This is a genomic window from Micromonospora sp. WMMA1949, assembly GCF_027460145.1.
Taxonomy (GTDB): domain Bacteria; phylum Actinomycetota; class Actinomycetes; order Mycobacteriales; family Micromonosporaceae; genus Micromonospora.
The window spans coordinates 949,871-976,118 of the sequence record NZ_JAPZBG010000001.1; the positions used below are offsets into that span (position 1 = coordinate 949,871).

The following is a 26,248-nucleotide window of genomic DNA, read 5'->3' on the forward strand; positions in this document are numbered from 1 at the left end:
GGGCGGGGCTGGTCAGCCGGTGGGCGGGACCAGCCCCGCCTCGTACGCGAGGATCGCCGCCTGCACCCGGTTGCGCACGTCCAGCCGGGTGAAGATGCTCGTCAGGTAGCTCTTCACGGTGCCCTCGACCAGGTGCAGCCGGCGGGCGATCTCGGCGTTCGACAGTCCCGCGCCGACCAGCGCCAGCACGTCGCGTTCCCGATCGGTCAGCCCGGCCAGCCGGTCCCTCGCGTACGGGCCACGGGCGAGCCGGCCGCCGCTCAGCTCGATCACCCGGCGCGCGACCCGGGGCGACAGGTACGCCCCGCCGTCGGCCACCGCACGCACCCCCGCCAGCAGTTCGCGCGGATCACCGGACTTGAGCAGGAACCCGGCGGCGCCGTGGCCGAGCGCGCGGGCGATCAGGTCGTCGTCGCCGAACGTGGTGAGCATGACCGCCGCCGTCTCCGGCACCAGCCGGCGGATCTGCGCGGCGGCGCTGAGCCCGTCGCAGCGGGGCATCCGGATGTCCAGCAGCGCCACCCGGGGCCGGTGCGCGCGGACCATCTCGACCGCGGCCAGGCCGTCGCCCGCCTCACCGACCACCTCGATGCCGGAGTCGGCGGCCAGGATCGCCCGGACCCCGGCCCGGACCAGTGCCTCGTCGTCGGCGAGCACCACTCGCAGTGGGCGGTCGTGGTCGTTGCTCATTGTTCGATCCGCTCCTTGCTGACCAGCCGCCCGTCGGCGAAGCAGAGCCGCCAGGTCGCCTGGGCGAACGGGAAGTTGCCGTCGGTGTAGAACTCGCAGCCCGGCACCGCGCCGGTCGCGGGCGGGTCGGCCTGGCGGCGGGGCAGCCCGAGCGCGTCACGCGGCTCACCGAGGCGCAGCCGTTCGTAGCCGGCCCGGTCCAGCACCGCGCCGGCGGTGGCGAGCGGGTAGTAGACGAGCGCCAGCACCAGGGCCAGCCCGGCGGGCGCTCCGATCGCCACGAGCAGACTTCGCCGCACCCGCCGCCGGGCCTCCCGCAGCCGCCGGGCCGCGTCCCCGTGTCCGTCCCGGCCGGGTACGCCGGCGCGTCCGGCGTCGAGCGGGTCGATCTCCGCGAGGTCGTCGCCGGGTCGCGGGGCGGTCGCCCCGGAACCGTCAGCCGGGCCGGTGACCGGCGGACCGGCGTCGGCGAGGGCCGGCGTCCCCGAGGCTCGGATCGGGCCGGCGACCGGTGAACCGGCGTCCGCGCGGCCGGGCGGTACAGGCGCCCCGTCGAGCGGGCCGGTGGCGAGCAGCCCGGCGTCCGGCCCGTCCAGCGGGACGTGTGCGGTGACCGCCCAGCCGCCGTCGCACGGGCCGGCGTCCAGCACGCCGCCGGCGAGGCGTACCCGCTCGCGCAGCGCCAGCAACCCGGAGCCGTGCGACGGCGGCCCGGGCAGCGGACCGGCCGGCGGCGGCGCGTTCACCACCGCGACAGTCACCACGCCGGCGTCGCGTGCCACAGCGACGGTGACCGGGGCCCCCGGGGCGTAGCGGGCGGCGTTGGTGAGCGCTTCCCGGACCACCCGGTGCACCGCGTGCGCGGGCAGCGGCGGCAGGTCCGCCTCGTCGGCGCGCAGGTCGACGGTCATCCCGGCGTCGCGCGCGCCGTCGACCACGTCGGCGACCGTCTCCCCCGGCGGCCGCAACGTGCGTTCCTCGCGCAGCACGCCGATCACGTCGTGCAGGCGTTCGGTGGCGGCGGCGACGCTGGCCCGCAGCTCACCGGCCGCCGCCCGGTGCGCCGGGGACAGGTCCGGCGCCAGTTCCAGCGCACCCGCCCGCAGCGCGATGAGGCTCAGATCGTGGCCGAGCGAGTCGTGCATGTCCTGCGCGATACGGGCCCGCTCGCGCAGGCGTACCCGCTCGGCCTCGGCCCGGCGCTGCGCCTGCGCGTGCCTCAGTCCGGCGTCGGCGAGCGCGCGGTGCTGCCGCCGCAGCCGGCCCAGCAGCCAGGGGAACACCCCGGCGAACAGCAGCACCGAGGCGAGCAGGAACCAGGTGGACGGCTCGGTGCCGAGCAGCCCCAGGTTGAGCACCGAGCCGGTGACCGCGATGGCGGCGAAGACGGCAGCGGCCGGTGCGGCCCGGTCGCTGCGCCGCCCGGCGAGGTAGCCGAAGACCGGGATGGCGAACACGACGTTGCCGTCGACGAGCGAGCCCGCCACCACCGCGAGCACCGCGACCAGCGGCCACCGGCGCCCGATCCACACCGCCGTGCCGAGCAGCGCCAGCGCGGCGGCCAGCGGCGGCAGCTCGCCGATCTGCGGCGGGGTGAGCCGGCCGTACGCCACCGGCGCCGCGAGCACGGCCCAGAGCAGCAGGTCACCGGCCCGGCGTTGTCGTTCGCGGGGTTCCACGGCGGTCACGCTACCCACGCCCGGCCGGGCCGGGCACCGACGAAAGTCAGGTCTCCTCGGCCCAGGCCCGCCAGTCGTCGAGCACGCCGTACAGGGCAGGGGTGAGCCAGCCGGGCGCGGACCGGCGGAACACGCCCGGGTCCATCCCGCCCGCACCGGCCGGCACCGCGCCGAGCAGGTTCGGCAGCAGCTCGGACAGGTTGAGCCAGTGCACCAGTTCCGGTTCGGTCGGCCAGGCGCCGATCACCACACCGGCCGGGACGGCCCGTCGTTCCAGCGCCTCCAGCGTCAGCGCGGTGTGGTTGAGCGTGCCGAGCCCGGCCCGCGCCACCACCACCGCGGGCGCGCCGAGCGACACCGCCAGGTCGGCCACCGTCCACGGCTCGCCGGACGGGCGCAACCCCATCGGTACGAGCAGCCCGCCCGCGCCCTCGACGAGCACCAGGTCGTGCTTGTCCGCCTCCTCGCGGATCGCGTCGACCGCGTTGTACAGCTCCAGCGGCGGCAGCTCCGCCACCCGGGCCGCGGCCAGCGGGGCCAGCGGATCGGGGAAGCTGGCCAACGTCCGGCCGGTCAGCGGGGCGGCCAGCCGGGTCACCGAGTCGACGTCGCCGGGCTCGCCTGTCGCCGTACCCGTCTGGCCGGGCTTGACCACGGCGACCCGCAGGCCGGCCGCCTGCGCGGCGGCGGCGACGGCGGCGGTCACCACTGTCTTGCCGACCTCGGTGTCGGTGCCGGTCACCAGCACCGGCCCGGTCCAGGCGTCGCCGAGGCTCATGGCGCACACTCCACGATCACGTCCAGGGCCCGGTCGAAGTCGGCCCGATCCACCCCGGCGCTGACGGTGAGCCGCAGCCGGGACCGGCTGTCCGGCGTGGACGGCGGACGGAAGCAGCCGACCGCCACGCCCCGGTCCCGGCAGGCGGCGGCCCAGGCGGTCGCCTCTTGCGGGCCGGGCGCGGTCACCGAAATCACGGCGCCGTCCGGGGCGGACACGGACAGCCCGGCCGCGCCGAGCCGGCGCACCGCCGCCGCGACCCGGTCGGCCAGCTCTGCGCGCAGCGCGTCACCGGCGCGGGCCAGGCGCACCGCGGCGCGGACCCCGGCCACCACGGCGGGCGGCGGCGCGGTGTCGAAGATGAACGTGCGGCCGGTCTCCACCAGGTGGCGGACGAACTCGGCCGGCCCGGCGACCACGCCACCGGCCCCGCCGAGCGCCTTGGACAGCGTCGCGGTGACCACCACGTCGGGTGCGCCGGCCAGCCCGGCGGCGGCGACCCCGCCGGCCCCGGCCGGGCCGGTGACGCCGAGCGCGTGCGCGTCGTCGACGAGCAGCAGCGCGCCGTGGCGGCGGGCCACCGCGTGCAGCTCCGCGAGCGGGGCCAGGTCACCGTCGACGGAGAAGACCGACTCGGTCACCACCACCGCCGGGCGGCCCGGCGCGGCGGCCAGCGCCGCAGCCACCGCCGCCACGTCCGCGTGCGGCGTCACGAGCGTCTCGGCGCCGGAGATCCGGCAGCCGTCGATCAGCGAGGCGTGGTTGTGGGCGTCGGAGACGAGCAGCGTACGCGGCTGCGTCAGTCCCCGGACGGCGGCGAGGTTGGCCAGGTAGCCGGAGGAGAAGACGAGCGCCCGGTCGACGCCGAGCCAGTCGGCCAGGTCGTCCTCGAGCGCGTGGTGGGCGTCGGTGGACCCGCGCACCAGGCGCGACCCGGTGGCACCCAGCCCGTACGCGGACAGGGCCGTCGCTGCGGCGGCGGTGACCTCGGGGTGGGTGGCCAGGCCGAGGTAGTCGTTGCCGGCCAGGTCGACCACGGCGTCGTCGGCGGTCCGGGGGCGCAGCGTGCGGGTCAGCCCCGCCCGGGCCCGCAGCTCGGCGCGGCGGTCCAGGGCCGCCAGCCAGTCCGCCACCGTGCCGTCCCCTCCCGCCGACTTCCCGCCCCCCGCCGGGCGCTTCCGCGGGGCGAAGTTACCACCCGCGCCGAGGGCCCCGGCGTGGCGCGGTCCCGGCTCGCCGGAGGGCCCGTGGCGGCGGTTTCCCGCGCTCACGGTGGCCTGTTAGGTTACGAGCCATGCCAGAGATCCTCGACCAGGCCCGCGAGCGGGTGCTGGGCAACGGCGTCGGCCTCGACGAGGCCGGCATCCTCGCGGTGCTGAACCTTCCCGACGAGCACCTGCCCGCCGCACTCCAGCTCGCCCACGAGGTCCGGATGCGCTGGTGCGGTCCGGAGGTCGAGGTCGAGGGCATCGTCTCGCTGAAGACCGGCGGCTGCCCGGAGGACTGCCACTTCTGCTCGCAGTCCGGCCTGTTCACCTCGCCGGTGCGCTCGGTCTGGCTGGACATCCCGGCGCTGGTCGAGGCCGCGAAGCAGACCGCCGCGACCGGGGCGACCGAGTTCTGCATCGTGGCCGCCGTGCGTGGCCCGGACGCCCGGCTGATGAAGCAGATGCGCGAGGGCGTCGCCGCCATCCGCGCCGAAGTCGACATCCAGGTCGCCGCCTCGCTCGGCATGCTCACCCAGGAGCAGGTCGACGAGCTGGTCGAGATGGGCGTGCACCGCTACAACCACAACCTGGAGACCTGCCGCTCCTACTTCCCGAACGTGGTCACCACGCACTCGTGGGAGGAGCGCTGGGAGACGCTGCGGATGGTCCGCGAGTCCGGCATGGAGGTCTGCTGCGGCGGCATCCTCGGCCTCGGCGAGACGGTCGAGCAGCGCGCCGAGTTCGCCGCCCAGCTCGCCGAGCTGGACCCGCACGAGGTGCCGCTGAACTTCCTCAACCCGCGCCCGGGCACGCCGCTGGGTGACCGCCCGGTGGTGGAGGGCAAGGACGCGCTGCGCGCCATCGCCGCGTTCCGGCTGGCCATGCCGCGCACCATCCTGCGGTACGCGGGCGGCCGCGAGCTGACCCTCGGTGACCTGGGCACCCGCGACGGCCTGCTCGGCGGCATCAACGCGGTGATCGTCGGCAACTACCTGACCACGCTGGGTCGCCCGGCCAACGCCGACCTGAAGCTGCTGGAGGACCTGAAGATGCCGGTGAAGGCGCTCTCGGCGACCCTGTGAGGCAGCGGTGACCGAATCCTCCCCCGCCACGGCCGCCCCCGTCGCGCTCTGGTGCGACAGGTGCGGCGAGTCGGTGGCGGCCGGGCCGCACCCGGCGTGCGAGGCGGCCCGGGCGTGGGAGCCACCGCGTTGGTGCGCGTCCTGCCGGCGGCGGATGAAGGTGCAGGTCGTACCGGCCGGCTGGTCGGCGGTCTGCGTCGAGCACGGCGAGCGGCGGGGCTGAGGCGTGTTGCGGGGGCGGGCGGTGACGTTGCGGCCGGTGACCGACGCCGACGTGCCCGCCCTGGCCGCGATCCGGGCCACCCCCGAGGTGCGCCGCTGGTGGCGCGGCGGTGACGACCTGGCCGAGTCGGTCCGCGCCGACCTGGCCGACGACGCGGTGACGATCTACGCGGTCGAGCACGACGGCAAGCTGGTCGGCGCGATCCAGTGGTACGCGGAAACCGACCCCGACTACCGCCACGCCAGCCTGGACGTCTTCCTCGACCCGGCGGTACGCGGCTCGGGGCTGGGCGGCGACGCGATCCGCACCCTGGTCCGGCACCTGATCGACGAGTACGGCCACCACCGGTTCACCATCGACCCGGCGGCGGCGAACACGGCGGCGATCCGGGCGTACGCGAAGGTGGGGTTCCGCCCGGTGGGCATCATGCGGCGCTACGAGCGCGGGGCGGACGGGCGCTGGCACGACGCGCTGCTGATGGACCTGCTCGCCGAGGACCTGGCCGGCTGAACGGACGGGCGTGCCCGGCACCGCACGGGTGCCGGGCACGCTCTGTTCGAACGGTGTGACGGTCAGCGCTGGAGGGTCAGCACACCCGGCCGCCACGGCAGCAGGTTGTAGTCGCCTCCCGCACTGGGGTTCTTGCCCTGGTACAGGAACTGCAGGTTGCAGGGGTCGATGGTCTTGGTCTGGTCGGGGTTGGTGCGGACCAGGTCACCGTGGCTGATGTCGTTGGTCCACGTCGCGCCGCTGTTGGCCTTGCCGGCGAAGGGGTTGCTCTCCGTGGCGGCCTGCGGGGTCCACGAGCCGTTCAGGCTGTTGGACGTGAACGACCGGAAGTATCGTCCCTGGCTCCCGATCGCCTCGACGATCATGAGGTACTGGTTCTGGCCGGCCACCTTGTAGACCTCGACGCCCTCGAACAGGTTGTTCGTCGAGTCGGTCATGATCGTCGTGTAGCTCGAGCCGAAGCTGCCCGGGAAGTTCCCGAGCGGCATGCTCGACCGGTAGATCTTGCCGTTGTCCCCGGCGAAGAACAGGTACATGTTCTGGTCGTCACCGATCAGGGTCTGGTCGATGACGCCGTACGGGGCGTCCGGCAGGGTGGCGGTGGACAGCGTCTGCGCCGAGGACCAGCCGTTGGCGTTCGTCGGGTCGCTCGACGTCTTGTAGCTGAACGAGGTCGGTCCCCACTGGTACGCCAGCACCCAGATGTTCTTCGGCGCGAAGTACAGCAGGGTGGGCGCCACGGTGCCCTGGCTCATTCCGTTCTGGCCGGCCGAGGCCATGTCGGACCAGTTCGTGAACGGGGTGAAGTTCATCGAGCTGTACTGGCCGCTGCTGTTGACGTACGACCCGTAGACCAGGTGCTTGCCGTTGTAGACCACGTTCGTGAAGTCCTTGAGCGAAACCCAGCCGTTCTGCGGGTTGGCCAGCGCGCCGGTAGACGACCACCGGTAGGTCGACGGGAGCGAACAGCCGCCCGGCGGGGGCGTGGTGGTGGCCGGCGGCGGTGTGGTCGGCGAGGTACCGCCACCGAAGTTGGTCCGCCACTGCTGGTTGGTCTGCCCGTGGCAGTCGTACAGCTGGACCTGCTGGCCGTTGCCGGTGCCCCAGACGTCGAGGCAGCGGCCGGACTGCACACCGCTGATGGTGCCGTTGGAGTTGATGTTCCACTGCTGGTTCGACTGGCCGTTGCAGTCGTAGATGATGATGCCGGTGCCGTTGCCGGTGGCCGCGCCGTTCGCGTCGAGGCACTTGGTGCCGTAGACCATCAGCTGCTTGCTGGAGGTGTACGTCCACCGCTGGTTCGACTGGTTGTTGCAGTCGTAGAGCTGCACCCGCGTGCCGTTGCTCTGCGAGGAGTTCGGCACGTCGATGCACCGGCCCGACTGCACGCCGACGATCTGGCCGGCGCCACCGCTGGGCGGCGGTCCCGTGGTCGGGGTCGTGGTCGGCCCGGAGGTCGGGGCGGCCGCGTTGAGCGCGTTGAGGACCGAGGTGTACGCGGCCTTCTTGTTGCCGCTGCCGTCGAACAGCAGCGGGTTCTCGTTGGAGCGCCACGAGTCGCTGTCACGCACGCCCCATACGGTGATGCCGATGCAGCGCGGCACGTTGATGCACGCCTGGGTCAGACCCGCGTACTGGCTGGTCGAGGAGTTGGTGACGTCGACCTCGGTCAGCGCGACGTCGACGCCGAGGGCGGCGAAGTTCTGCAGCGTGGTCTGGAAGTTGCTCGGCAGCGAGCTGCCGCCGGTGAAGTGGGTCTGCAACCCGACGCAGTCGATCGGCACACCACGGGACTTGAAGTCCCGGATCATGTTGTACACACCCTGCGTCTTGCCGTACGACCAGTTCTCGATGTTGTAGTCGTTGTAGCAGAGCTTCGTCGACGGGTCGGCCGCCCGCGCGGTGCGGAACGCCACCTCGATCCAGTCGTTACCGGTGCCCTGCAGGTTCGAGCTGCGGCGGCTGCCGTCCTCGTTGAACGCCTCGTTCACCACGTCCCACGCGGCCAGCTTGCCCCGGTAGTGGGCCATCACGCCGTTGATGTGGTCGATCATCGCCTGACGCAGGTTGCTGCCGCTGAGGCTCTGCATCCAACCCGGCTGCTGCGCGTGCCACGCCAGCGTGTGACCACGGACCTTCAGCCCGCGCTGCGTGGCCCAGTTGTAGATCTGGTCGCCCGAGTTGAAGTTGAACTGGCCCCGCTGGGGCTGCGTCGCGTCCGGCTTCATCTCGTTCTCGGCCGTGATCATGTTGAACTCACGCGCCGCGATGGTGCTGTACGTGGAGTCGTTCAGCCGGCCCGCCGCGATGGCCGTGCCGAAGTACCGGCCCGACTGCGCGGCGGCCGCGCCCAGCGTGCTCGCGGCGGCGTTCGCCGACGGCATCATGACCGCGACGGCGGCCACCGTCACGGCGCTGACCGCGCCGGCGAGCAACGCTCTGACCACGGGCGATCGCCGTCGCCGACTCCCGCCGCGATGAACTGATGGGCTCATTGCCATCTTGGCCTCCTTACTGGCCAACACCCAGGCCGTCGGGGCGGGACGACTGGACGTCTCGATAGGGGATCTAGCTCCGTCGATGCTTCCATCGCGCATCGACGGGGACAATGGTGTTTCGGAAAAGTTTCGGAACGTTTTGGCCGCGCGGGACGGGGTGTGGCGTGACCGGTCACCCGGGGTGCGGCACCGGCCACGCCACGCCACCTCGACGGTCAGGAGACCGTGCAGGCGGCCCCGTTGAGCGTGAAGCCCGTCGGCCTCGGGTTGGCGCCGGTGTGGGTGCCGTTGAAGCCGAAGCTCGTCGACGCCCCCGGTGCCAGCGCCCCGTTGTAGGACAGGTTCGACGCGGTCACCGCCGTGCCGGTCTGGGTCACGTTCGCCGACCAGGCCTGCCCGACCTTCTGCCCGGCGTTGCCGAAGGTGAACGCCAGCGTCCAGCCGTTGATCGCCGTGGTGCCGGTGTTGGCGACTGTGACGTTCGCGGTGAACCCGGTGTCCCAGGAGTTCGCCGTCCAGGTCACCGCACAGGCGCCGCCGGCAGGCGGCGCGGTGGTGGTCACCGTGACGCCGGGCGAGGCGGGCGAGACGTTTCCGGCCGCGTCCACCGCCACCACAGTGAACGTGTACGTGGTGGAGGCGGTCAGCCCGGTCACCGCCAGCGTGGTGCCGGTGGACGAGCCGACCAGGACGTTCCCGCCCCGGTAGACGCGGTAGCCGGTGACGCCCACCGCGTCGGTGGCCGGACCCCAGGTCAGGGTCAGTCCGGTCGCGCCGACCGCCGAGGCGGTGGGCGTGCCGGGCGCGGTCGGCGCTGTGGTGTCCGGCGCCGGGCCGGCCGGCGTGGTGACGCTGACCGCCGCCGACGACGCGGACCTGTTGCCGGCGCCGTCGAGGGCCCGCACGGTGAACTGGTACGTCCGCTCCGGCGTCAGCCCGGTCACGGCCAGGGTCGCCCCGGTGGAGGCGGTGACGACCGGGTCGGCGCCGGCCGAGGCACGGGTCACCTCGTACCCGGCCAGGCCGCTGCCGCCGGTGTCGGTGGACGCGGCCCAGCTCAGCGTGAGCCCGCTGGACGTGACGGCGGACGCGACGGGCGTGCCGGGCACCGAGGGCGCGGTGGTGTCCGGTGTGGCCGGTCCGGGCTCCTCGCCCCAGACGCGCACGCCGCCGGAGTAGAGCGGCACCTTGGGGTTGGGCCCGGCGGTGGCCTGGTACGACGGGTCGTTCGTCGGGTCCCAGGTGCCGCCCTCCGGCACCCCGATCTTGAACTGGACCTCCATCCGGTGCTGCGACTGACCGGCGGGCGCGATGGTGTAGCCGGTGCAGTCGACCTCGACGTACCAGATGTCGCCGGAGAACTGCTTCGCGGCCGACGGCGACGGGCAGCCCTGGGTGTAGCCGGGCGTGACGGTGACCGGTCCGGTGCCGTCGGGCCGGAAGAAGTACCGGAACTTACCGGTGGTCAGTGCCCGGGCCGGGAACGCCGACTTGTTGTAGATGATCGCCTTGAGCCCGGTGGCGCGCGGCTCGGCCTGCATCACTGTGGTCTCCACCGTCAGCTCGTCCATGTCGGGCGTCTCGGCGGACGGGAAGCCGGCGCGCGGGCTGCCGCCGTACTCGTTGGCGAGCCGGGCCAGCGCGGAGGTGAAGCCGGCGTTGTAGTCGGTCGCCACCTCGTTCATCACGTAGTCCGACCGGCTGTCGGTGTACGCGTCGTTCGCCGAGGACGGGCCGCCGACGAGCGCGCCGTAGAGCACGTGCCGGGTCTCGGTGGGTACGGTCTGGCTGTCCCACCAGGAGCCGTGCGCGGTGCGGTGGTGCGGGTTGCGCGGCGAGTTGGCGCCGAAGCCGATCTGGTAGCTGGAGTTGCGCGGGTTGTCGCCGAGCGCGTAGTTGATCTGCCGGACGGCGAAGTCGTGGTAGCGCGTCTTGCGCGTGGTGTCGGTGGTCTTGTCGCTGTAGACGAGCGCGGCGAACGCGGTGTTGGAGGCGTACCGCAGCGCGCCCCAGGAGTCGAGCACCGCCATCCCGCCCGGCGAGTACGGCACCCGCTGGCCGTTGACGCCCACGGTCCAGTAGTCCAGCCACCGGTTGGCGTCGTCGGCGTACTTCTGCTTGCCGGTCAGGTTGGCCAGCAGCACGTACGCGCCGAACTGCTTGTTGTCCCAGGCGATGGTCCACTTGTAGGAGCGGGTGGTGGACTGCGGTTCGGTGCCGAGCTTGTCGTACTCGCTCTCGGCCTTCGCCAGGTAGGTGGCGTCGCCGGTGGCCCGGTACAGCCAGATCGCGCCCCAGACCAGCTCGTCCTGGTAGCCGCTCCACGACTTGTAGAAGCTCGTCGCGTCGGTGATGCACTCGTGGTAGCTCTTCCGCACCGTGTCGGCGAACGTGTAGAGCTGCTTGGCGTGGCCGAGCAGCTTGTCCGCGTAGGTCGCGTCGGTGGGCCGGAACACCATCGACGAGGCGGCCATCGCGGCCGCCGTCTCCCCCGCCAGGTCCGCGCCGCCACAGCTCGCGTCGATCTTGTACGCGGGCCGCGCCATCGGCATCACCTCGGCCGGACCCCACCACTTGTGGTCGTCGTCGCCCTTGCCGACCTGTCCGTAGAGGACGTTCGGGGCGGGGTGCGCCTTGACGAAGTAGTCGTTGACGAAGCGCAGGTTGTTCAGCAGGTGGGTGAGCTGGCCGGAGGCGACGTACCCGTCGCGGTACTCGACCGCGCCCCACGCCAGCATGGTGGCGCTGAACGCCATCGGGAAGCCGAACTTCACGTGGTCGCCGGCGTCGTACCAGCCGCCGGTGAGGTCGACGCCGACATCGGCGCCGTCGGTCAGCGCGGAGTCGCCGCGCCAGGAGACCCGGTTCCAGGAGGGTTTGCGGCCCGACTGCTGCGCCTCGTAGAAGAACAGTGACTTCTGCAGCGCCTCGGCGTAGTTGAACGTGGCCGCGGCCTGCGGGGCGGCGGACGCGGGTGGCGGGGCGGCGACGGCCGTGGCCACGCCGACGGCCAGCGCGGCGCCGGCGGCGAACAGCCGGCGCAGCCGGGACCGGCCTGCGGGCGGCGGGATCGGACGGGGCATGGCGAGCTCCTGTGGCTGGCGCCGGGGCGGCAGCCGGAGCGGGGACGGGTTCGGGCTCCGGCTGCCGCGCGGCGGTGGTGGTGGGTGTCCACGAGAGATTCGGGAGCGCTCCCATGGACAATCGACAATGTAATGCGCCGTTCACCACAGGGGAAGAGCGCGCTGATCCGGGACACCCGGGCGTACTCACGGGTAACCATCGGGAGCTGGATCACACCATCGATTGATGTCGATATAGAGCGCGCTCTGTCCCAGCTCAGCGGCATGGTCGCGGACGCGGACGCGCCCCGGACGGCCCCGGCGGCGGCTCGGCCGTCCTGGCATACGAACGTACTGTTGCCCGGCCGTTCGGCCCCGCGGGACAGTACGCCTCACCTGCGGTGCCATCGATGCCGCCGCTCCCCGGACGACACTGAGGAGATCGCGATGGCTCTACGACTCGCCGAAGGCACCTCCTGGTCCGACACGCTCGCCCGGGCGGTCGCCGCCACGCCCGAGGCGTTCGGCACCGGCCCCGACGGCACTCCCACGCTGCACAACCTCGTCCAGGGCGACTGGCGCGCGCTCGGCACGCCCTCCCCCGTCCGCACCCCTGTGGACAACACCGTGCTGGTGCACCTCGCCCGGCTCGACGCCGAGACGGCCCGCGCCGCCGTCGCCCACGCCGCCGACGCGCACCGGGAGTGGGCACGGACCCCGCTGGCCGAGCGCATCGCCCGGGTCACCGACGCGCTCGACGCGCTCACCGCGCACCGCGACCTGCTCGCCCTGCTGCTGGTCTGGGAGATCGGCAAGCCGTGGCGGCTGGCCTGCGCCGACGTGGACCGCGCGCTGGACGGCGTGCGCTGGTACGTGCAGGAGATCGAGCGGATGCTCGCCGACGGGCGGGAGCCGCTGCCCGGCCCGGTCAGCAACATCGCCTCCTGGAACTACCCGATGAGCGTCCTGGTGCACGCCGAGCTGGTGCAGTTGCTCGCCGGCAACGCGGTCATCGCCAAGACGCCGTCGCAGGGCGGCGCGGTCTGCCTCACCGTCGCGCACGCGCTGATGCGCCGCGCCGGGCTGCCCGCCACGCTGCTGTCCGGCAGCGGCGAGGAACTGTCCGAGGTGCTCGTCCGCGCACCGGAGATCGGCGCGGTGGCGTTCGTCGGCGGGCGCTCCAACGGCGGCAAGGTCGCCGCCGCGCTGCTCGACTGCGACAAGCGGCACTTCATCGAGCAGGAGGGCCTCAACGCCTGGGGCATCTGGAACTTCTCCCAGTGGGACTCGCTCGCCGCCCACCTGCGCAAGGGCTTCGAGTACGGCAAGCAGCGCTGCACCGCGTACCCCCGGTTCGTGGTCCAGCGCGACCTGGTCGACGAGTTCCTCGACATGTACCTGCCGGTGGTCCGCTCGATCCGGTTCGGGCACCCGCTCGCCGTCGGTGACGACTGGTCGGCCGGCGACCCGCTGCCCGAGCTGGACTTCGGGCCGCTGATCAGCGCGGCGAAGGCCGACGAGCTGCGGCGCAAGGTCGACGAGGCGGTACGCGGCGGCGCCGTGCCGCTGCACCGCGGCAAGCTCGACGGCGCGCCGTTCCTGGACGGGCAGGACACGTCCGCGTACGTCGCCCCGGCCGTGCTGCTGGCCCCGCCCGGCCGCTCCCGCCTCATGCACGCCGAGCCGTTCGGCCCGGTGGACACGATCGTCGTGGTGGACACCACCGACGAGCTGCTGGCCCAGATGAACGCCTCCAACGGCGCGCTCGTCGCGTCCCTCGCGTGCGACGACGAGGAACTCGCCGGCAAGCTGGCGGTGGACCTCCAGGCGTTCAAGGTGGGCATCAACAAGCCGCGGTCCCGGGGCGACCGGGACGAGCCGTTCGGCGGCCGGGGCGCGTCCTGGAAGGGCGCGTTCGTCGGCGGCGACCTGCTCGTCCAGGCGGTCACCGTGGGCGGCGACGGCCGGCTCTACGGCAACTTCCCGGACTACAGCAGCTACCCGGCCACCTGATCCGCACAGACGGGCGGGGCCCCCGCATCGGGAGCCCCGCCGTGTCACCGTCCCCCGTATCGGAGGTCGGCCCCTGTGGCGCGTGACCGCGCCGGTTCCGGCCGCCGGGCCGTACCCCTCGGGTGTGCCGCGCCGTTGCGGCGCACCTCCGTGGTCCGGCCGGCGGCCGTCAGCTCAACTCGACCGCTGCGCCGGCACCGTCACCTCGGCCCGCACGACCGGATCCGCCGCCGGCCGCGCGGCCAGCGGCAGCGTCGCGGTGAGCACGCCGCCGTCGCGTTCCATCGCCACCGGCCGGTCGAGCCGGCGCAGCGTCCGCAGCATCGGCGTGTTCTCGGACTGCACGTGCAGCAGCACGGCGGCGTACCCGGCCCGGTCGGCGTGCCCGACCAGTCGGCGCAGCAGCGCCGAGCCGAGGCCCCGGCGCTGCCAGTCGTCGCGGACCAGCAGCGCCGCCTCGGCCTCGTCGCCCTCGCCGAGCAGGTTCGCCATCGCCACGACCGGCTCCGCCGCCCCGCCGGAGCCCGCCGTGGCGAGCAGTGTCACGCCCCGCGCCGGCTCCAGCAGCCGCCGCAACCGGGCCGGCGACGGGTCCGCCGCCCCGCTCAGGTAGCGCCGCTGCCGGCTGCGCGCCGAGCAGGCGGCATGCAGGTCGCGTACGCCGGGGATGTCCTCGGCGGTCGCGGCCCGCACCGAGACCTCGCCGCCGTCCGGCAGCACCAGCGTGATCCGGTCGGCGTCCCGGCGGGCGAGCGTCGCCGCCAGCTCGACCAGGGCCTGCGCGCGGGCGTACTCGGCCGGGGTGAAGCTGGGCTCCCGGCGGTGCAGTTCGTGGGCGCCGCCGGCCGGGTCGGCGAGCACCATCGTCGTGCCGCCCACCCCGCCCGGCGCGACGGCGGGTGTCGGACGCCAGGTCACCGTGTCGGCGCCGAGCAGCGTGCGCAGCACCTCGCCGGTCGACTCCGGATCACGGATCAGCCGCCCGGCGAGCCCGAGCACCCGGGTCGGCTCGTCGGCCAGCCCGCGCGCCCCGCTGCGCGCGACCCAGCAGTCCCGGCCCCGGCCCCGCTCCACGGCGGCCCGCAGCTCCGCCTCGGTCACCTGCTCGGGCGCGTCGACCAGGAAGTCGTCGACCGCCCCGGCCTCGGTGGTGTGCACCTGCACGCTGAGGATGTTGACCCCGCGCAACGCGAGGCTCGCCGTGAGCACCGACAGGTAGCCCGGCCGGTCGTCCACGGTGGCTCGGATCCGCCACAGCGCCATGGTTGTCTCCCTTCCTCAGCACCGACCATGCCGTCCGCCTGTTGCGGGCCCGTTGCCCCGGGGTGACGCGGGCCGACCGGTCAGGTGACGGTGGTCACTGGCGGCGTGCCGACCAGGTCCAGCCGGTCGCCGAGGATCACCGCGCTGGCGCGGACGAGCTGGGCGAGGCGGTCCACCTCGGTGGAGTGGAACCCGGCGGCGGCGAGCGGCTCGCTGTGGTCACGGGCGACCACGAGCACCAGCCCGGCCCGGCCGAACGGCGCCACCGCGTAGTGGTGCCCCTCCGGGCTGGTCATGGAGCGCGCCCGCAGCGGGGTCACCTCCGGCAGCCGCGGCGGTGACGGCGCCCGCCAGCTCGCGTGGCCGATCGCGGCGACGCCGGCCTCGCCGCTGCGCGAGGCCCAGTCCAGGGGTACGACGGCGGCCACCGCCCAGTCCGCGGCGAGCAGCCCCGGCACCGCGTCGACGAGCGTGGCCACCCCGTCGACCGGGTTCGCCGCCACCTGGGCGAGCAGTTCGGCGTCCTGCCCGGTGGTGGTGGGCGCGCCGATCGCCCGCCACACGCCGTCCACCCGGACGCCGGGGATCGCGGCCAGCCCGGCGAGCATCCGCTCCACCCGCGCCGCACCCGGCCAGACCACCGTGAAGTCGTCCACCGCCCGGCCGCCGAGCCGTTCCAGCACCACCACCTGCACGATGTCCGCGCCGGAGACGCCGAGTGTCCGGGCCACCTGGCCGAGCGTGCCCGGACGGTCCGGCAGGGTCACCCGAACTCTCAGCAGCATGTCTGATCCCCTCCGCTCGGCGGGCCGGCCGAGCGGCCGGCAGGCTGGGGCCCAGCCTGCCGGTTGACCATTTCGCCCCTGTTGCAGGGGCATGTCCCGCCGGGAAAACCCGACCTTGACAACAAAGCTGAGCTGCCATCAACTAATCGGATGACCGATCCGGCCGCCGATGTCGCCGCGCCCTCGACCGGTCCCGCCCCGCGCGGGCTCGACCTCGACCGGCTCGCCGCCCATCTGGCCGTCCACCGGCCGGACCTGAGCGGGCCGCTGTCGGCGCGGCTGATCGCCGGCGGCAAGTCCAACCTCACCTACCTGCTGCGCGCCGGTGACCGCGAGGTCGTGCTGCGCCGCCCTCCGCTGGGTCACGTGCTGGCCACCGCGCACGACATGGCCCGCGAGCACCGGGTGATCTCGGCGCTCGCGCCGACCGGCGTACCGGTGCCGGAGGCGCTGCTGCTCTGCGCCGACGAGAGCGTCATCGGCGCGCCGTTCTACCTGATGGCCAAGGTCGACGGCGAGGTCTACCGGCGGCGGGAGCAGACCGACGCGCTCACCTCCGCCCAGCGGCACGACCTCGCCATGGCGATGATGGACACGCTCGCCACGCTGCACCGGGTCGAGCCGGCCGAGGTGGGACTGGCCGACTTCGGCCGGCCGGAGGGCTACCTGGGCCGGCAGGTACGCCGCTGGGCCGGCCAGCTCGACCGGTCCCGCAGCCGGCCCCTGCCCGGCATCGACGAACTGCGCGACACCCTGGCCGCCAGCGTGCCCGAGGGCGCGAACGCGGGCCGGATCGTGCACGGCGACTACCGGCTGGACAACCTGCTCGCCGGCGTCGACCCGGTGGCGGTGCGGGCGGTGCTCGACTGGGAGATGGCCACGCTCGGCGACCCGCTGGCCGACCTCGGGCTGCTGCTGACGTACTGGGACGTGCTCGGCGACAGCGACCACGGCGAGGGCAACCCGGTCGCCGACGGCATCGGGCCGCGCGCCGGTTTCCCCACCGGCGCCGAGCTGATCGAGCGGTACGCCGGACGCAGCGACGTCGACGTCGGCCCGCTGCACTGGCACGTGGCGCTCGGCTGTTTCAAGCTCGCGGTGATCTGCGAGGGCATCCACTACCGGCACACGCTCGGGCAGACGCTGGGCGAGGGCTTCGACCGGATCGGCGACATGGTGGCGCCGCTCGTGGCACACGGGTTGCGCGCGGTGAGGGAGAACTAGATGGAGTTCGCGTACGACGACCGGACGGTCGAGCTGCGGCAGCGGCTGGAGGCGTTCCTCACCGAGTGCGTGTACCCGGCCGAGCCGGTGCACCACGAGCAGGTGGCCGCCGCCGGCGACCCGTGGGCCCGCCCGCCGGTGATGGAGGAGCTGAAGGCGCAGGCGCGGGAGCGCGGGCTGTGGAACCTGTTCCTGCCCGACGCGCGCTACGGCGCCGGCCTGACCAACCTCCAGTACGCGCCGCTGGCCGAGCTGACCGGGCGCAGCCCGCACCTGGCGCCGGAGGCGCTCAACTGCGCCGCGCCGGACACCGGCAACATGGAACTGCTCGCCGAGTTCGGCTCCGAGGCGCAGCGCAAGCAGTGGCTCATGCCGCTGCTCGCCGGGGAGATCCGGTCCGCGTTCTGCATGACCGAGCCGGAGGTGGCCTCCTCCGACGCGACGAACATCGGCACCCGGATCGTCCGCGACGGCGACCACTACGTCGTCAACGGCCGCAAATGGTGGTCGTCCGGGGCGATGGACCCGCGCTGCGAGATCTTCATCGTGATGGGCAAGACCGACCCGGACGCCGACCGGCACCGCCAGCAGAGCATGATCCTGGTCCCCCGGGACACCCCCGGCGTGACGGTACGGCGCGGCATGCGGGTCTTCGGCTACAGCGACGCCCCGCACGGCGGGCACGCCGAGATCGACTTCACCGACGTGCGGGTGCCGGTGGACAACCTGGTCGGCGAGGAGGGCACCGGGTTCGCCATCGCCCAGGCCCGGCTCGGCCCCGGCCGGATCCACCACTGCATGCGCCTGGTCGGCATGGCCGAACGGGCTCTGGAACTGCTCTGCCGCCGGGTGCTCGACCGGGTCGCGTTCGGCCGCCCGCTCGCCGAGCAGGGCGTGGTCCGCGAGTGGATCGCCGAGTCGCGGGTGCGGATCGAGCAGGCCCGCCTGCTGGTGCTCAAGACCGCGTGGCTGATGGACACCGTCGGCAACAAGGGCGCGCACACCGAGATCCAGGCCATCAAGATCGCCACCCCGCTGATGGCGGAGTGGGTGATCGACAAGGCCATCCAGGCGCACGGCGGGGCCGGGGTCAGCCAGGACACCCCGCTGGCCGAACTGTGGGCGGCGGCCCGCACGCTACGCCTGGCCGACGGTCCCGACGAGGTCCACCGCGCGTCGCTGGCCCGCCGCGAGCTGCGCCGCTATTCCTGAGCGGCGCCCCCGCCGGGGTGGGTCAGGCGGAGGCCCGGTGGATCAGCTCGGTGTCCAGCAGCACGTGCGGGGAGGGAACATCCTCGCCGCGGATGCGGGACACCAGCAGCCGGGCCATCTGCCGGCCCATCTCCTCCACCGGCTGGAACACGGTGGTCAGCGGCGGCTCGGCCTGACGCGCGATCGGGGCGTCGTCGAAGCCGATCACCGCCACGTCCTCGGGCACCCGGCGGCCGGCCTCGCGCAACGCGCGCAACGCGCCGAACGCCATCAGGTCGGAGGCGACGAACACCGCGTCCAGTTCCGGGCAGACGTCGAGCAGCCGGCGCATGGCCGCGGTGCCGCTGCCCTCGCTGAAGTCCCCGTACGCGATCAGGCCCGGGTCGACCCGGCCGCCGGCCGCGCGCACGGCCTCCTGGTAGCCGGAGAGCCGGGCCAGGCCGGCGCCCATGTCCTGCGGGCCCGCGATGGTCGCGACCCGGCGGCGGCCCTGGCGGAACAGGTGCTCCACCGCCTGCCGCGCGCCGCCGACGTTGTCCATGTCGACGAACCACGCCGGCTGCGCGTTCGGGTGCAGCATCCGCGCCGGCCGGCCGCCGAGCACCGTCGGCAGGCCGCGCTCCTCCAGCAGCGTGGGCAGCGGGTCCGCGTCGTGCAGCGACAGCAGGAGTACGCCGTCCACGTGCTGGTTGGTCAGGTGGTGCTCGACCCGTTCCCGCTCGATCGGCGACTGCACCATGGCCAGCCAGAGCTGCATGGGCGTCTCCACCAGCCCGGAGCTGACGCCCCGCACGATCGCGGCGAAGAACGGCTCGGTGAAGACCCGCTCCCCCGACTCGGACACGACCAGGGCCACCGAGTCGGTCCGCTGGGTGACCAGCGCACGGGCGGCACGGTTCGGCACGTACCCCAGCTCGGCGATGGCCTGCTGGACGGCGGCCCGGGCCTCCGGGCTGACCTGCGGCGAGCCGTTGACCACGCGGGAGACCGTGCCGCGCCCGACGCCGGCGCGGGCCGCGACCGCGTCGAGGGTCGGACGCCCGAGCGAGCGGGTGCGCTGCGTTGTCATCGTCTGTTGCTCCTCCGACGGTCGGGCGGACCCGGCACCGATTGAGGCGTCGGCGCCGGGCCGCCCGTTACTGGCTGGCCCAGCTTATTGTGCGGGCAGTCCGTTGCGTCGGATCACGTCGGCGTACCACCTGGCGCTGGACTTCGCGATCCGGGCCTGGCTGTCGTAGTCGACATAGACCATGCCGAACCGCTTCGTGTAGCCCCAGGCCCACTCGAAGTTGTCCAGGAGCGACCAGGCGAAGTAGCCCTTGAGCGGCACGCCGGCCTCGATCGCGGCGTGCGCCGCCCGCAGGTGCGCGGAGAAGTAGGCCAGCCGGTCCGGGTCGTCCACCCGGCCGTCGACGACCTCGTCGACGAACGCCGAGCCGTTCTCGGTGACGTAGAGCGGCAGGTCGGTGTACTCCCGGTGCACCCGCTCCAGCGTCTCCACCAGGCCCGGGGCGTCGATCTCCCAGTCCATGTCCGTCACCGGGACGCCCCGGGTGACGAACCGCACGTCCTCGCTGCCCGGCCAGCAGGACGGCGCCCGCCAGTAGGGCTCCGGCTCCGCGCCCTCGACGGGCGCGGCCACCACGTGCCGGCTGTAGTAGTTGATCCCGACCATGTCCAGCGGGGTGGAAATGGTCGCCAGGTCACCGTCGCGCACGTGCCCCATGTCGGTGACCTGACGCAGATCCGCGACCAGGTCCGCCGGGTACGCCCCGCGCAGCACCGGGTCCAGGAAGAACCGGTTGGCCAGCGCGTCGATCCGGCGGGCCGCGTCGGCGTCCGCCGCCGATTCGCTCGCCGGGGTGACCGGGTACAGGTTGACGGTGATGCCGAGCTGCGCCTCCGGGCGGGCCGCCCGGACCGCCTGCACGGCCAAGCCGTGGCCCAGCATCAGGTGGTGCCCGGCCCGGACCGCGTCCGCGCCGTCGTTACGGCCCGGAGCGTGCACGCCGGAGCCGTAACCGAGGAACGCCGAGCACCACGGCTCGTTCAGCGTGGTGAAGTACTTCACCCGGTCACCGAGCGCCTCGGCGACCAGGTGGGAGTACTCGGCGAAGCGGGCGGCGGTGTCCCGGGCCGGCCAGCCGCCCGCGTCCTCCAGCGGCTGCGGCAGGTCCCAGTGGTAGAGCGTCAGCCACGGCTCGATGCCGTGGCCGAGCAGTTCGTCGACCAGGCGGCGGTAGAAGTCCATGCCCTCCTGGTTGACCCCGCCGGTGCCGCCCGGCTGCACCCGCGGCCAGCTCACCGAGAAGCGGTACGACTGAAGGCCCAGATCGGCCATCAACCGCACGTCGTCCGGCATCCGGTGGTAGTGGTCGCACGCCACGTCGCCGGTGTGCCCGGCCACCGTCCGGCCCTCGGTGTGGCTGAAGGTGTCCCAGATCGACGGGGCACGGCCGCCCTCCGTCGCCGCGCCCTCGATCTGGTACGCGGCGGTGGCCGCGCCCCAGAGGAAGCCGGGCGGGAAGGTGAGGGCCGGACCGGCGTCGAGGACGCCGACGGCGGGCGGGCTTGCTGGGTTGCTCACGACTTGACGGCGCCTTCCATGATGCCGCCGATGATCTGGCGGCCGAACAGAACGAACACGACGAACAGGGGCAGGGTCGCGATCAACGTACCGGCGAAGATCTGCGAGTTGTCGGCGAAGTAGGCGGTGTTGAGGCTGCGCAGCGAGATCTGGACGGTCGGGTTGGACGGGTCCGCCAGCACCACGAACGGCCAGAAGAACTGGTTCCACTGCTCCATGAAGGTCAGCAGACCCAGCACGGCGGCGGCCGGACGCAGCGCGGGTGCCACCACGTGCCAGTACACCCGCCAGGTGGAGCAGCCGTCCACCCGGGCGGCCTCGATCAACTCGTTCGGTACCGCCTGCTCGGCGTACTGGCGCATCATGAAGATGCCGAAGCCGCCGATCAGGAACGGAACGGTCACCGACGGCATGGTGTTCAGCCAGTCGAGCTTGGCCATCAGGATGTACAGCGGCAGCACGCCGAGCTGGATCGGCACCATCATCGAGGTGAGGATGATCAGCAGTAGCGCGTTCTTGCCCCGGAAGCGCAGCTTGGCGAACGCGAAGCCGGCCAGCGAGCCGAAGAACACCGTCGCGACGGTGATCGTCCCGGAGACCAGGAACGAGTTCATCAGGCCCTTGACGATGTTGGCGTCGCTGTTGGCGAGCACCCGCTCGATGTTCTCCCCGAGCTTGCCGCCGGGCAGGAACGGCGGCGGCCAGGAGTTGGCCGCGTCGTTCGTCCGGCTGGCGATCACGATCATCCAGTAGAACGGGAACAGGGACAGCAGCACGCCGAAGATCAGGCCGATCATGGTGAGCGGGCTGGCCTTCCAGAGCCGCTCGGCCCGATGGGTGGTCTTCACCGGCGGGCTCTGCCGGGTGGGCGGGCGGACGGCGGTGGTCGTCATCTCGTCACCTCACTTGTCGGAGCTGATGCGGCGGGCGAGCAGGTAGTTGATCGCCGACATCAACGCGATGAGCACGAAGAGCACGAGCGCGACCGCTCCGGCGTAGCCCCACCGGAAGCGCTGGTTCATCACGTCGAGCAGGTACATCGTGATGGTCTGGAACTGCCCCTCCGAACCGCCGGAGAGGCCACCCGAGCCGCTGGTGAACAGCAGGGGCTCGGTGAACAGCTGGAGGCCGCCGATGGTGGAGATGATCAGCGTGAAGATGATCGTGGGGCGCAGCTGCGGGACCGTGATCGACCAGAACTGACGCCGCCGGGAGGCGCCGTCCAGCGCCGCGGCCTCGTACATGTCCTTGCTGATCGACTGCATGGCGGCCAGGTAGATCAGCGCGTTGTAGCCGACCCAGCGCCAGTCGACCATGGTGGAGATGGCGAACCAGGAGGCGAAGCGGTTCGCCCGCCAGTCGATCGGGTCCAGGCCGACGCTGTCGAGCAGCCAGTTGACCAGGCCGAAGTCCTTGGCGTAGATCATCGAGAAGATCAGCGCGACCACGGCGGTCGAGGTGATGATCGGCATCGCGATGGCCATCCGGAAGAACGTCTGCGCGCGCAGCTTCCGGTTGAGCGCGTTGGCGAGCATCAGCGCCAGCAGCAGCTGGGGCACCGTGGAGAGCAGGAACATGCCGAACGTGTTGACCACCGCGTTCCAGAACTGCGGGTCCTCGGTGATCAGTTCGACGAAGTTGTCCATCCCGACGAAGGAAATCGTCGAGTTCAGCGGCGACCGGTCGGTCAGCGCGATCCAGACCGTGTACGCGATCGGGTACACGCCGAACACGGCGAAGATCACGAAGAACGGCAGGACGTACAGGTACGGCGAGTACTTCAGGTCCAGCCGGGTCATGGAGGTGGCGCGGCGGCGGGTGTGCTTTGCGACGCGCGGCGCGCCGGGCTCGGGCGGCGCCGCGGCGTGCAGGTCGAGGCTCATGGGGAGTCCTTCTCCTCGGCCGGCGTCACCCGCCACACGGGCGACGCCGGACTCTGCGGGCACCGCGGGTGGCGCCGGCAGCCGGGCTGCCGACGCCACCCGCGGGCGGCTCAACCGGTCACTTACCGGCGGCCGCACCGTTCTTGAGGGCCGTCTGCCACTGCTCGCCGGCCGACTTGCCCTGCTCCACCGCGCGCAGGCTGTTCTCCACCGCGGTGCGGACCGCGTTGTTCTTCGGGCCGAGGTAGACCGGCTTCAGCTCGGTGGCGCCGGCGGCGAAGATCTTGCCGACCGGGGCCTTGCTGAAGTAGTCGTTGGTCGAGTCGGCCACGGCCGGGTCGGTGAGCGCCTGCGGGTTCGAGGGCAGGTTGCCGACCGCCTTGTACGCGCCGATCTGACCCTTGGCGCTGGTCAGGAACTTGGCCAGCTCCGCGGCCTCCTTCTGGTGCTTGCTCGACTTCGGCACGCCGAGGAAGGAGCCGCCCCAGTTGCCACCGGCGCCCGGCGCCTTGGCGATGTCCCACTTGCCGGCCGCCGCGTCACCGGCCTGGCCCTTGATGACACCGGTCATCCAGGCGGGGCAGGCGATGGTGGCGAAGGTGCCGTTCTTGAAGCCGGCGTTCCACTCGTTGGAGAACGACTGGAGGTTGTTGGACAGCCCGGCGGCGATCATCTTGGTGGTGAGGTCGTACGCCGTCTTCACGTCCGGGTTCTGGTCGATGACCATCTTGTTGCTCTTGTCGTAGTACGTGTAGCCGGTGCCCTGGCCCGCGATCTGCATCAGCACGACGTTGTAGAAGTTGGTCGCCGAGTCGACGAACTTGTGCTTCTTGTCGGCGGCAGCGAACTTCTGGCCGGTGGCGATGAACTCGTCCCAGGTCGGCCAGAGCGCGCCGACCTGCTCGCGGTCGGTGGGCAGCCCGGCGGCCTTGAACAGGTCGCTGCGGTAGCACAGCGCCATCGAGCCGACGTCGGTGCCGAGGCCCAGCACCTTGCCGTCGGGGGTGGTGCCCTGCTCCCACTTCCACGGCAGGAAGTTGCCCTTGAGGTCGTTCGCGCCGTGGTCGGCGAGGTTCACGAACTTGTCGGCCTGGGCGTAGAACTGGACGATGGTGCCCTCTTCCAGGGCCACCACGTCGCCGGCGCCGGAGCCGGCGGTGATCTGCTGGGTGAGGCGGGTGTTGTAGTCACCGAGGCCGAGGCCCTTGCCCCGCTCCTGAATCTTGACGTTCGGGTGCTCCGCCTCGTACTGCTTGTACAGCTCTTCGTAGCCGAAGCCCTGGTCGCCGAAGACGTCGACGACCAGCGTGACCGGGCCGCCGCCGCTGCCGCTGTCGCCGCTGTCCGAGTCGTCGCCGCAGGCGGCGGTGGTGCCGAGCACGACGACGGACGCGAGCGCGATGGCCGCGAAGCGCCGACGACGGATTGGGACGCTCATCCGAGACCCCTCTTTCGGTGGTGAGGCGATATCTGCTGTGTGGTGGGGGGTGCGTGTCGCGCGGGCCGGAGCGGGCAGGAACGAGATCCGCGCCACTCCCGGGAGCGCTCCCATGAGGTTGCCGGGAGGTGACAGGGGTGTCAATAGACCGTTGGGAGCGTTCCCATTTCGTTACCGCGCCCGCGCGCGGCCCCGGGCGGGAACCCCTCGGTCGCGGCGGTGGGCCGGCCCGATCAGCGGCGGTGAGGTGGCGCGATCAGGGGTGGGGTGGCGGTCGGCGGCGCGCGGGCGCGGTCAGCAGCAGCGGCGCAACAGGACGGTGGCGCGGTCCGGGTCGAACGCGGCCGCGTCGAACGCCGGGCCGGCCCACTCGCGCATCGTCACGTGTTCCGGGTGCGCCGGGTCGGCGAGCGCGGCCAGCAGGACCGCGTACCCGGCCGGACCACCCACGTCCTCCGGCGGGCAGGCCCGCTCCCCGTCCAGGCAGAGCGGATAGCGCTCGTCCGGGTCGGCGGCGCAGCAGTCCTCCACCACCAGGTCGTGCTCCCACCAGTCACCGAAGTCGTACGTGTAGCGGAAGCGGTCGCCCTTGCCCACGAGCGCGTCCAGCCGGACGTCCAGTTCGTCGCGCAGCGCCAGTTCGCCGCCCGGGTCGGGCTCGCCGTACTGCCGGCCGTCGACGTCGAACGAGTGCAGATGGCAGTCCCGCCAGCCCATCGCGTGCTGGATCACCCGGTGCAGACGGTCCAGGGTGTAGCCGCCGGGCACCAGCACCCGCCGCCACACCGGCGGCCGGACGCCGGCCAGCGACACCATGAGCTGGAAGATCTGACGCGACACGACGTCCCATCCTTCCTGGGCATAGGCTGCCTGCATGATCTGCCGAGCCTGCCGGGAACGGCGGCACGACGACTGTCCTGGCCGGAAGTGGTGCGACTGCCAGCACCGTACCCCCGAACCCACCCCTCCGGTCACGGGTCCGGCCGGCGAATGACCGTCGGAACCCCGATCGAACGGATCTGGCCCGCACCCGTTACCGGTGCGCTCACCGATCCGCAGCTCACCGCGCTCTACGCCCGGGCGGCCGGCCCGCACCTGCGGGTCAACTTCGTCGCCAGCGCCGACGGCGCGGTCACTCTGGACGGATACTCGGCCGGGCTCTCCGGCGAGCCCGACAAGCGGGTCTTCGGGCTACTGCGGATGCTCTGCGACGGTCTCGTGGTGGCCGCCGGCACGCTGCGCCACGAGGGCTACCGGGCGGTGCGGCTGAGCCCGGAACGCCGGGCCTGGCGGCGTGAGCAGGGGCTGGCCGAGTTCCCGACGCTGGTGGTCGTGTCCGGCTCGCTCGACCTCGACCCGGCGCAGGCCGCGTTCGCCGACGCCCCGGTCCGGCCGATCGTGCTCACCCACCCGGGCGCCGTACCGCCGCCGGGGTTGACCGACGTGGCCGACGTGATCCGCTGCGGCACCGACCCGGCCGACGACACCGGCCGCGCCGACGACACCGGCCGCGCCGACGGCAGCGGCCGGGCGGACGGCAGCGGCCGGGCGGACGGCGCCGGGCGGACTGGTGGCACCGGGCGGGTCGATCTCGTCGCCGGCCTGGCCGAGTTGCGCCGGCGCGGGCTCGACCAGTTGCTCTGCGAGGGCGGTCCGCACCTGTTCGGCGCGCTCACCGCCGCCGACCTGGTCGACGAGCTGTGCCTGACGGTGGCGCCGCTGCTCGCCGGCGCCGGCCCGGGGCGGATCACCGCCGGGGACGCCAGCGTCCCGCGCCACCTGCCGCTACGTCACGTGCTGGCCGCCGCCGACGGCGTGCTGATGCTCCGCTACGCCCGCGACCCCGCTCACCCGCAGCCCGCCGGCGCCGCCCCCACCGCCTGACCCGCACCCGGCACCCGGCACCCGGCACCCGGCACCCGGCACCCGGCACCCGGCACCCGCGATCTTGCACTTGGGGCCCTGATTGTGCCCGTTTTGCGCTGAACTGAGAGGGCCGGAACTGCAAGATCGTGTCAATTTCGGGGAGCAGCGCGGCTCGGACTGCCTGCTGTGGCCAGCTCCTCCCGTCTTGCGGGACGGCCGTTCCGTTGAGTGAGATCCGTAGAAATCT

The 26,248-nt window shown here is 72.9% G+C and carries 21 protein-coding genes; 7 read left to right on the forward strand and 14 right to left on the reverse strand.

Annotated elements, in window-relative coordinates:
• Positions 1-12: 12 nt before the first annotated feature.
• The 4 genes from O7607_RS04200 to O7607_RS04215 are packed head-to-tail and all read right to left on the reverse strand — an operon-like array spanning position 13 to position 4,280.
• The gene (locus O7607_RS04200; RefSeq protein ID WP_269701106.1) at positions 13-690 is read right to left on the reverse strand and encodes a response regulator; all 678 of its coding nucleotides are present in this window, start codon (positions 688-690) and stop codon (positions 13-15) included.
• Positions 687-2,369 (reverse strand): sensor histidine kinase, encoded by a 1,683-nt coding sequence (locus O7607_RS04205; RefSeq protein WP_269701107.1) that lies wholly within the window; start codon positions 2,367-2,369, stop codon positions 687-689. Before O7607_RS04205 ends, O7607_RS04200 begins: the two co-directional genes overlap by 4 nt.
• Positions 2,370-2,415: 46 nt before the next feature.
• Complete coding sequence (gene bioD / locus O7607_RS04210; RefSeq protein ID WP_269701108.1) at positions 2,416-3,147, reverse strand: dethiobiotin synthase; 732 nt, start codon at positions 3,145-3,147, stop codon at positions 2,416-2,418.
• A complete protein-coding gene (locus O7607_RS04215) occupies positions 3,144-4,280 on the reverse strand; it encodes an 8-amino-7-oxononanoate synthase (RefSeq protein WP_269701109.1) in 1,137 nt (378 codons plus the stop codon). Before O7607_RS04215 ends, bioD begins: the two co-directional genes overlap by 4 nt.
• Positions 4,281-4,441: 161 nt before the next feature.
• Between O7607_RS04215 and bioB the strand changes: the two genes are divergently transcribed.
• From bioB to O7607_RS04230, 3 genes are read left to right on the forward strand one after another with little or no spacing between them, the layout of a single operon-like run.
• Positions 4,442-5,437, forward strand: a complete 996-nt coding sequence (gene bioB / locus O7607_RS04220) for a biotin synthase BioB (protein WP_269701110.1) — start codon at positions 4,442-4,444, stop codon at positions 5,435-5,437.
• 7 nt (positions 5,438-5,444) lie between these two features.
• Positions 5,445-5,660, forward strand: a complete 216-nt coding sequence (gene bsaP / locus O7607_RS04225; protein ID WP_269701111.1) for a biotin synthase auxiliary protein BsaP — start codon at positions 5,445-5,447, stop codon at positions 5,658-5,660.
• Between the two features lie 3 nt (positions 5,661-5,663).
• On the forward strand, positions 5,664-6,170 hold the full coding sequence (locus O7607_RS04230; RefSeq protein WP_269701112.1) for a GNAT family N-acetyltransferase: 507 nt from the start codon (positions 5,664-5,666) through the stop codon (positions 6,168-6,170).
• 62 nt (positions 6,171-6,232) lie between these two features.
• Here O7607_RS04230 and O7607_RS04235 read toward each other — a convergent pair whose 3' ends face one another.
• A complete protein-coding gene (locus tag O7607_RS04235) occupies positions 6,233-8,671 on the reverse strand; it encodes a non-reducing end alpha-L-arabinofuranosidase family hydrolase (RefSeq protein ID WP_269701114.1) in 2,439 nt (812 codons plus the stop codon).
• Between the two features lie 212 nt (positions 8,672-8,883).
• Entirely contained in the window at positions 8,884-11,751 is a 2,868-nt protein-coding gene (locus O7607_RS04240) for a glycoside hydrolase family 9 protein (protein WP_269701116.1), read from the reverse strand.
• 426 nt (positions 11,752-12,177) lie between these two features.
• Here O7607_RS04240 and O7607_RS04245 point away from each other — a divergent pair, with 426 nt between their 5' ends.
• Positions 12,178-13,743, forward strand: a complete 1,566-nt coding sequence (locus O7607_RS04245; protein WP_269701117.1) for an aldehyde dehydrogenase family protein — start codon at positions 12,178-12,180, stop codon at positions 13,741-13,743.
• Positions 13,744-13,917: 174 nt separating this feature from the next.
• Here O7607_RS04245 and O7607_RS04250 read toward each other — a convergent pair whose 3' ends face one another.
• Both O7607_RS04250 and O7607_RS04255 read right to left on the reverse strand, forming a co-directional pair.
• Positions 13,918-15,006: a GNAT family N-acetyltransferase gene (locus O7607_RS04250; RefSeq protein WP_269701119.1), complete on the reverse strand. Its 1,089-nt coding sequence runs from the start codon at positions 15,004-15,006 to the stop codon at positions 13,918-13,920.
• Between the two features lie 80 nt (positions 15,007-15,086).
• Positions 15,087-15,791, reverse strand: a complete 705-nt coding sequence (locus O7607_RS04255; RefSeq protein WP_269701122.1) for an amino acid-binding protein — start codon at positions 15,789-15,791, stop codon at positions 15,087-15,089.
• A gap of 150 nt (positions 15,792-15,941) precedes the next feature.
• Here O7607_RS04255 and O7607_RS04260 point away from each other — a divergent pair, with 150 nt between their 5' ends.
• Together O7607_RS04260 and O7607_RS04265 are read left to right on the forward strand one after the other, a co-directional pair.
• Positions 15,942-17,015, forward strand: coding sequence for a phosphotransferase family protein (locus tag O7607_RS04260; RefSeq protein WP_269701123.1), 1,074 nt, complete (start codon positions 15,942-15,944; stop codon positions 17,013-17,015).
• Positions 17,016-18,227, forward strand: coding sequence for an acyl-CoA dehydrogenase family protein (locus O7607_RS04265; protein ID WP_269701124.1), 1,212 nt, complete (start codon positions 17,016-17,018; stop codon positions 18,225-18,227).
• Positions 18,228-18,249: 22 nt separating this feature from the next.
• Here the strand turns inward: O7607_RS04265 and O7607_RS04270 are convergent, their stop codons facing one another.
• The 6 genes from O7607_RS04270 to O7607_RS04295 form a co-directional block, all read right to left on the reverse strand.
• Positions 18,250-19,296, reverse strand: coding sequence for a LacI family DNA-binding transcriptional regulator (locus O7607_RS04270; protein WP_269701125.1), 1,047 nt, complete (start codon positions 19,294-19,296; stop codon positions 18,250-18,252).
• Positions 19,297-19,380: 84 nt separating this feature from the next.
• On the reverse strand, positions 19,381-20,814 hold the full coding sequence (locus O7607_RS04275) for a GH1 family beta-glucosidase (RefSeq protein ID WP_269701127.1): 1,434 nt from the start codon (positions 20,812-20,814) through the stop codon (positions 19,381-19,383).
• Positions 20,811-21,611: a carbohydrate ABC transporter permease gene (locus O7607_RS04280; RefSeq protein ID WP_030274682.1), complete on the reverse strand. Its 801-nt coding sequence runs from the start codon at positions 21,609-21,611 to the stop codon at positions 20,811-20,813. Before O7607_RS04280 ends, O7607_RS04275 begins: the two co-directional genes overlap by 4 nt.
• A gap of 105 nt (positions 21,612-21,716) precedes the next feature.
• A complete protein-coding gene (locus O7607_RS04285; RefSeq protein WP_269701128.1) occupies positions 21,717-22,697 on the reverse strand; it encodes a carbohydrate ABC transporter permease in 981 nt (326 codons plus the stop codon).
• A gap of 118 nt (positions 22,698-22,815) precedes the next feature.
• Complete coding sequence (locus O7607_RS04290) at positions 22,816-24,135, reverse strand: ABC transporter substrate-binding protein (protein ID WP_269701129.1); 1,320 nt, start codon at positions 24,133-24,135, stop codon at positions 22,816-22,818.
• Between the two features lie 294 nt (positions 24,136-24,429).
• A complete protein-coding gene (locus O7607_RS04295) occupies positions 24,430-24,975 on the reverse strand; it encodes a plasmid pRiA4b ORF-3 family protein (protein WP_269701130.1) in 546 nt (181 codons plus the stop codon).
• A 150-nt stretch (positions 24,976-25,125) separates the two neighbouring features.
• Here O7607_RS04295 and O7607_RS04300 point away from each other — a divergent pair, with 150 nt between their 5' ends.
• On the forward strand, positions 25,126-26,019 hold the full coding sequence (locus tag O7607_RS04300) for a pyrimidine reductase family protein (RefSeq protein ID WP_269701131.1): 894 nt from the start codon (positions 25,126-25,128) through the stop codon (positions 26,017-26,019).
• The last annotated feature ends 229 nt before the right edge of the window (positions 26,020-26,248 follow it).

Coding starts and splice junctions, on each gene's coding strand:
- O7607_RS04200 (WP_269701106.1), bottom strand. CDS start 690: ATGAGCAACGACCACGACCGCCCACTGCGAGTGGTGCTCGCCGACGAC.
- bioD (WP_269701108.1), bottom strand. CDS start 3,147: ATGAGCCTCGGCGACGCCTGGACCGGGCCGGTGCTGGTGACCGGCACC.
- bioB (WP_269701110.1), top strand. CDS start 4,442: ATGCCAGAGATCCTCGACCAGGCCCGCGAGCGGGTGCTGGGCAACGGC.
- O7607_RS04235 (WP_269701114.1), bottom strand. CDS start 8,671: ATGGCAATGAGCCCATCAGTTCATCGCGGCGGGAGTCGGCGACGGCGA.
- O7607_RS04240 (WP_269701116.1), bottom strand. CDS start 11,751: ATGCCCCGTCCGATCCCGCCGCCCGCAGGCCGGTCCCGGCTGCGCCGG.
- O7607_RS04245 (WP_269701117.1), top strand. CDS start 12,178: ATGGCTCTACGACTCGCCGAAGGCACCTCCTGGTCCGACACGCTCGCC.
- O7607_RS04250 (WP_269701119.1), bottom strand. CDS start 15,006: ATGGCGCTGTGGCGGATCCGAGCCACCGTGGACGACCGGCCGGGCTAC.
- O7607_RS04255 (WP_269701122.1), bottom strand. CDS start 15,791: ATGCTGCTGAGAGTTCGGGTGACCCTGCCGGACCGTCCGGGCACGCTC.
- O7607_RS04260 (WP_269701123.1), top strand. CDS start 15,942: ATGACCGATCCGGCCGCCGATGTCGCCGCGCCCTCGACCGGTCCCGCC.
- O7607_RS04265 (WP_269701124.1), top strand. CDS start 17,016: ATGGAGTTCGCGTACGACGACCGGACGGTCGAGCTGCGGCAGCGGCTG.
- O7607_RS04270 (WP_269701125.1), bottom strand. CDS start 19,296: ATGACAACGCAGCGCACCCGCTCGCTCGGGCGTCCGACCCTCGACGCG.
- O7607_RS04280 (WP_030274682.1), bottom strand. CDS start 21,611: ATGATCGGCCTGATCTTCGGCGTGCTGCTGTCCCTGTTCCCGTTCTAC.
- O7607_RS04285 (WP_269701128.1), bottom strand. CDS start 22,697: ATGAGCCTCGACCTGCACGCCGCGGCGCCGCCCGAGCCCGGCGCGCCG.
- O7607_RS04290 (WP_269701129.1), bottom strand. CDS start 24,135: ATGAGCGTCCCAATCCGTCGTCGGCGCTTCGCGGCCATCGCGCTCGCG.
- O7607_RS04300 (WP_269701131.1), top strand. CDS start 25,126: ATGACCGTCGGAACCCCGATCGAACGGATCTGGCCCGCACCCGTTACC.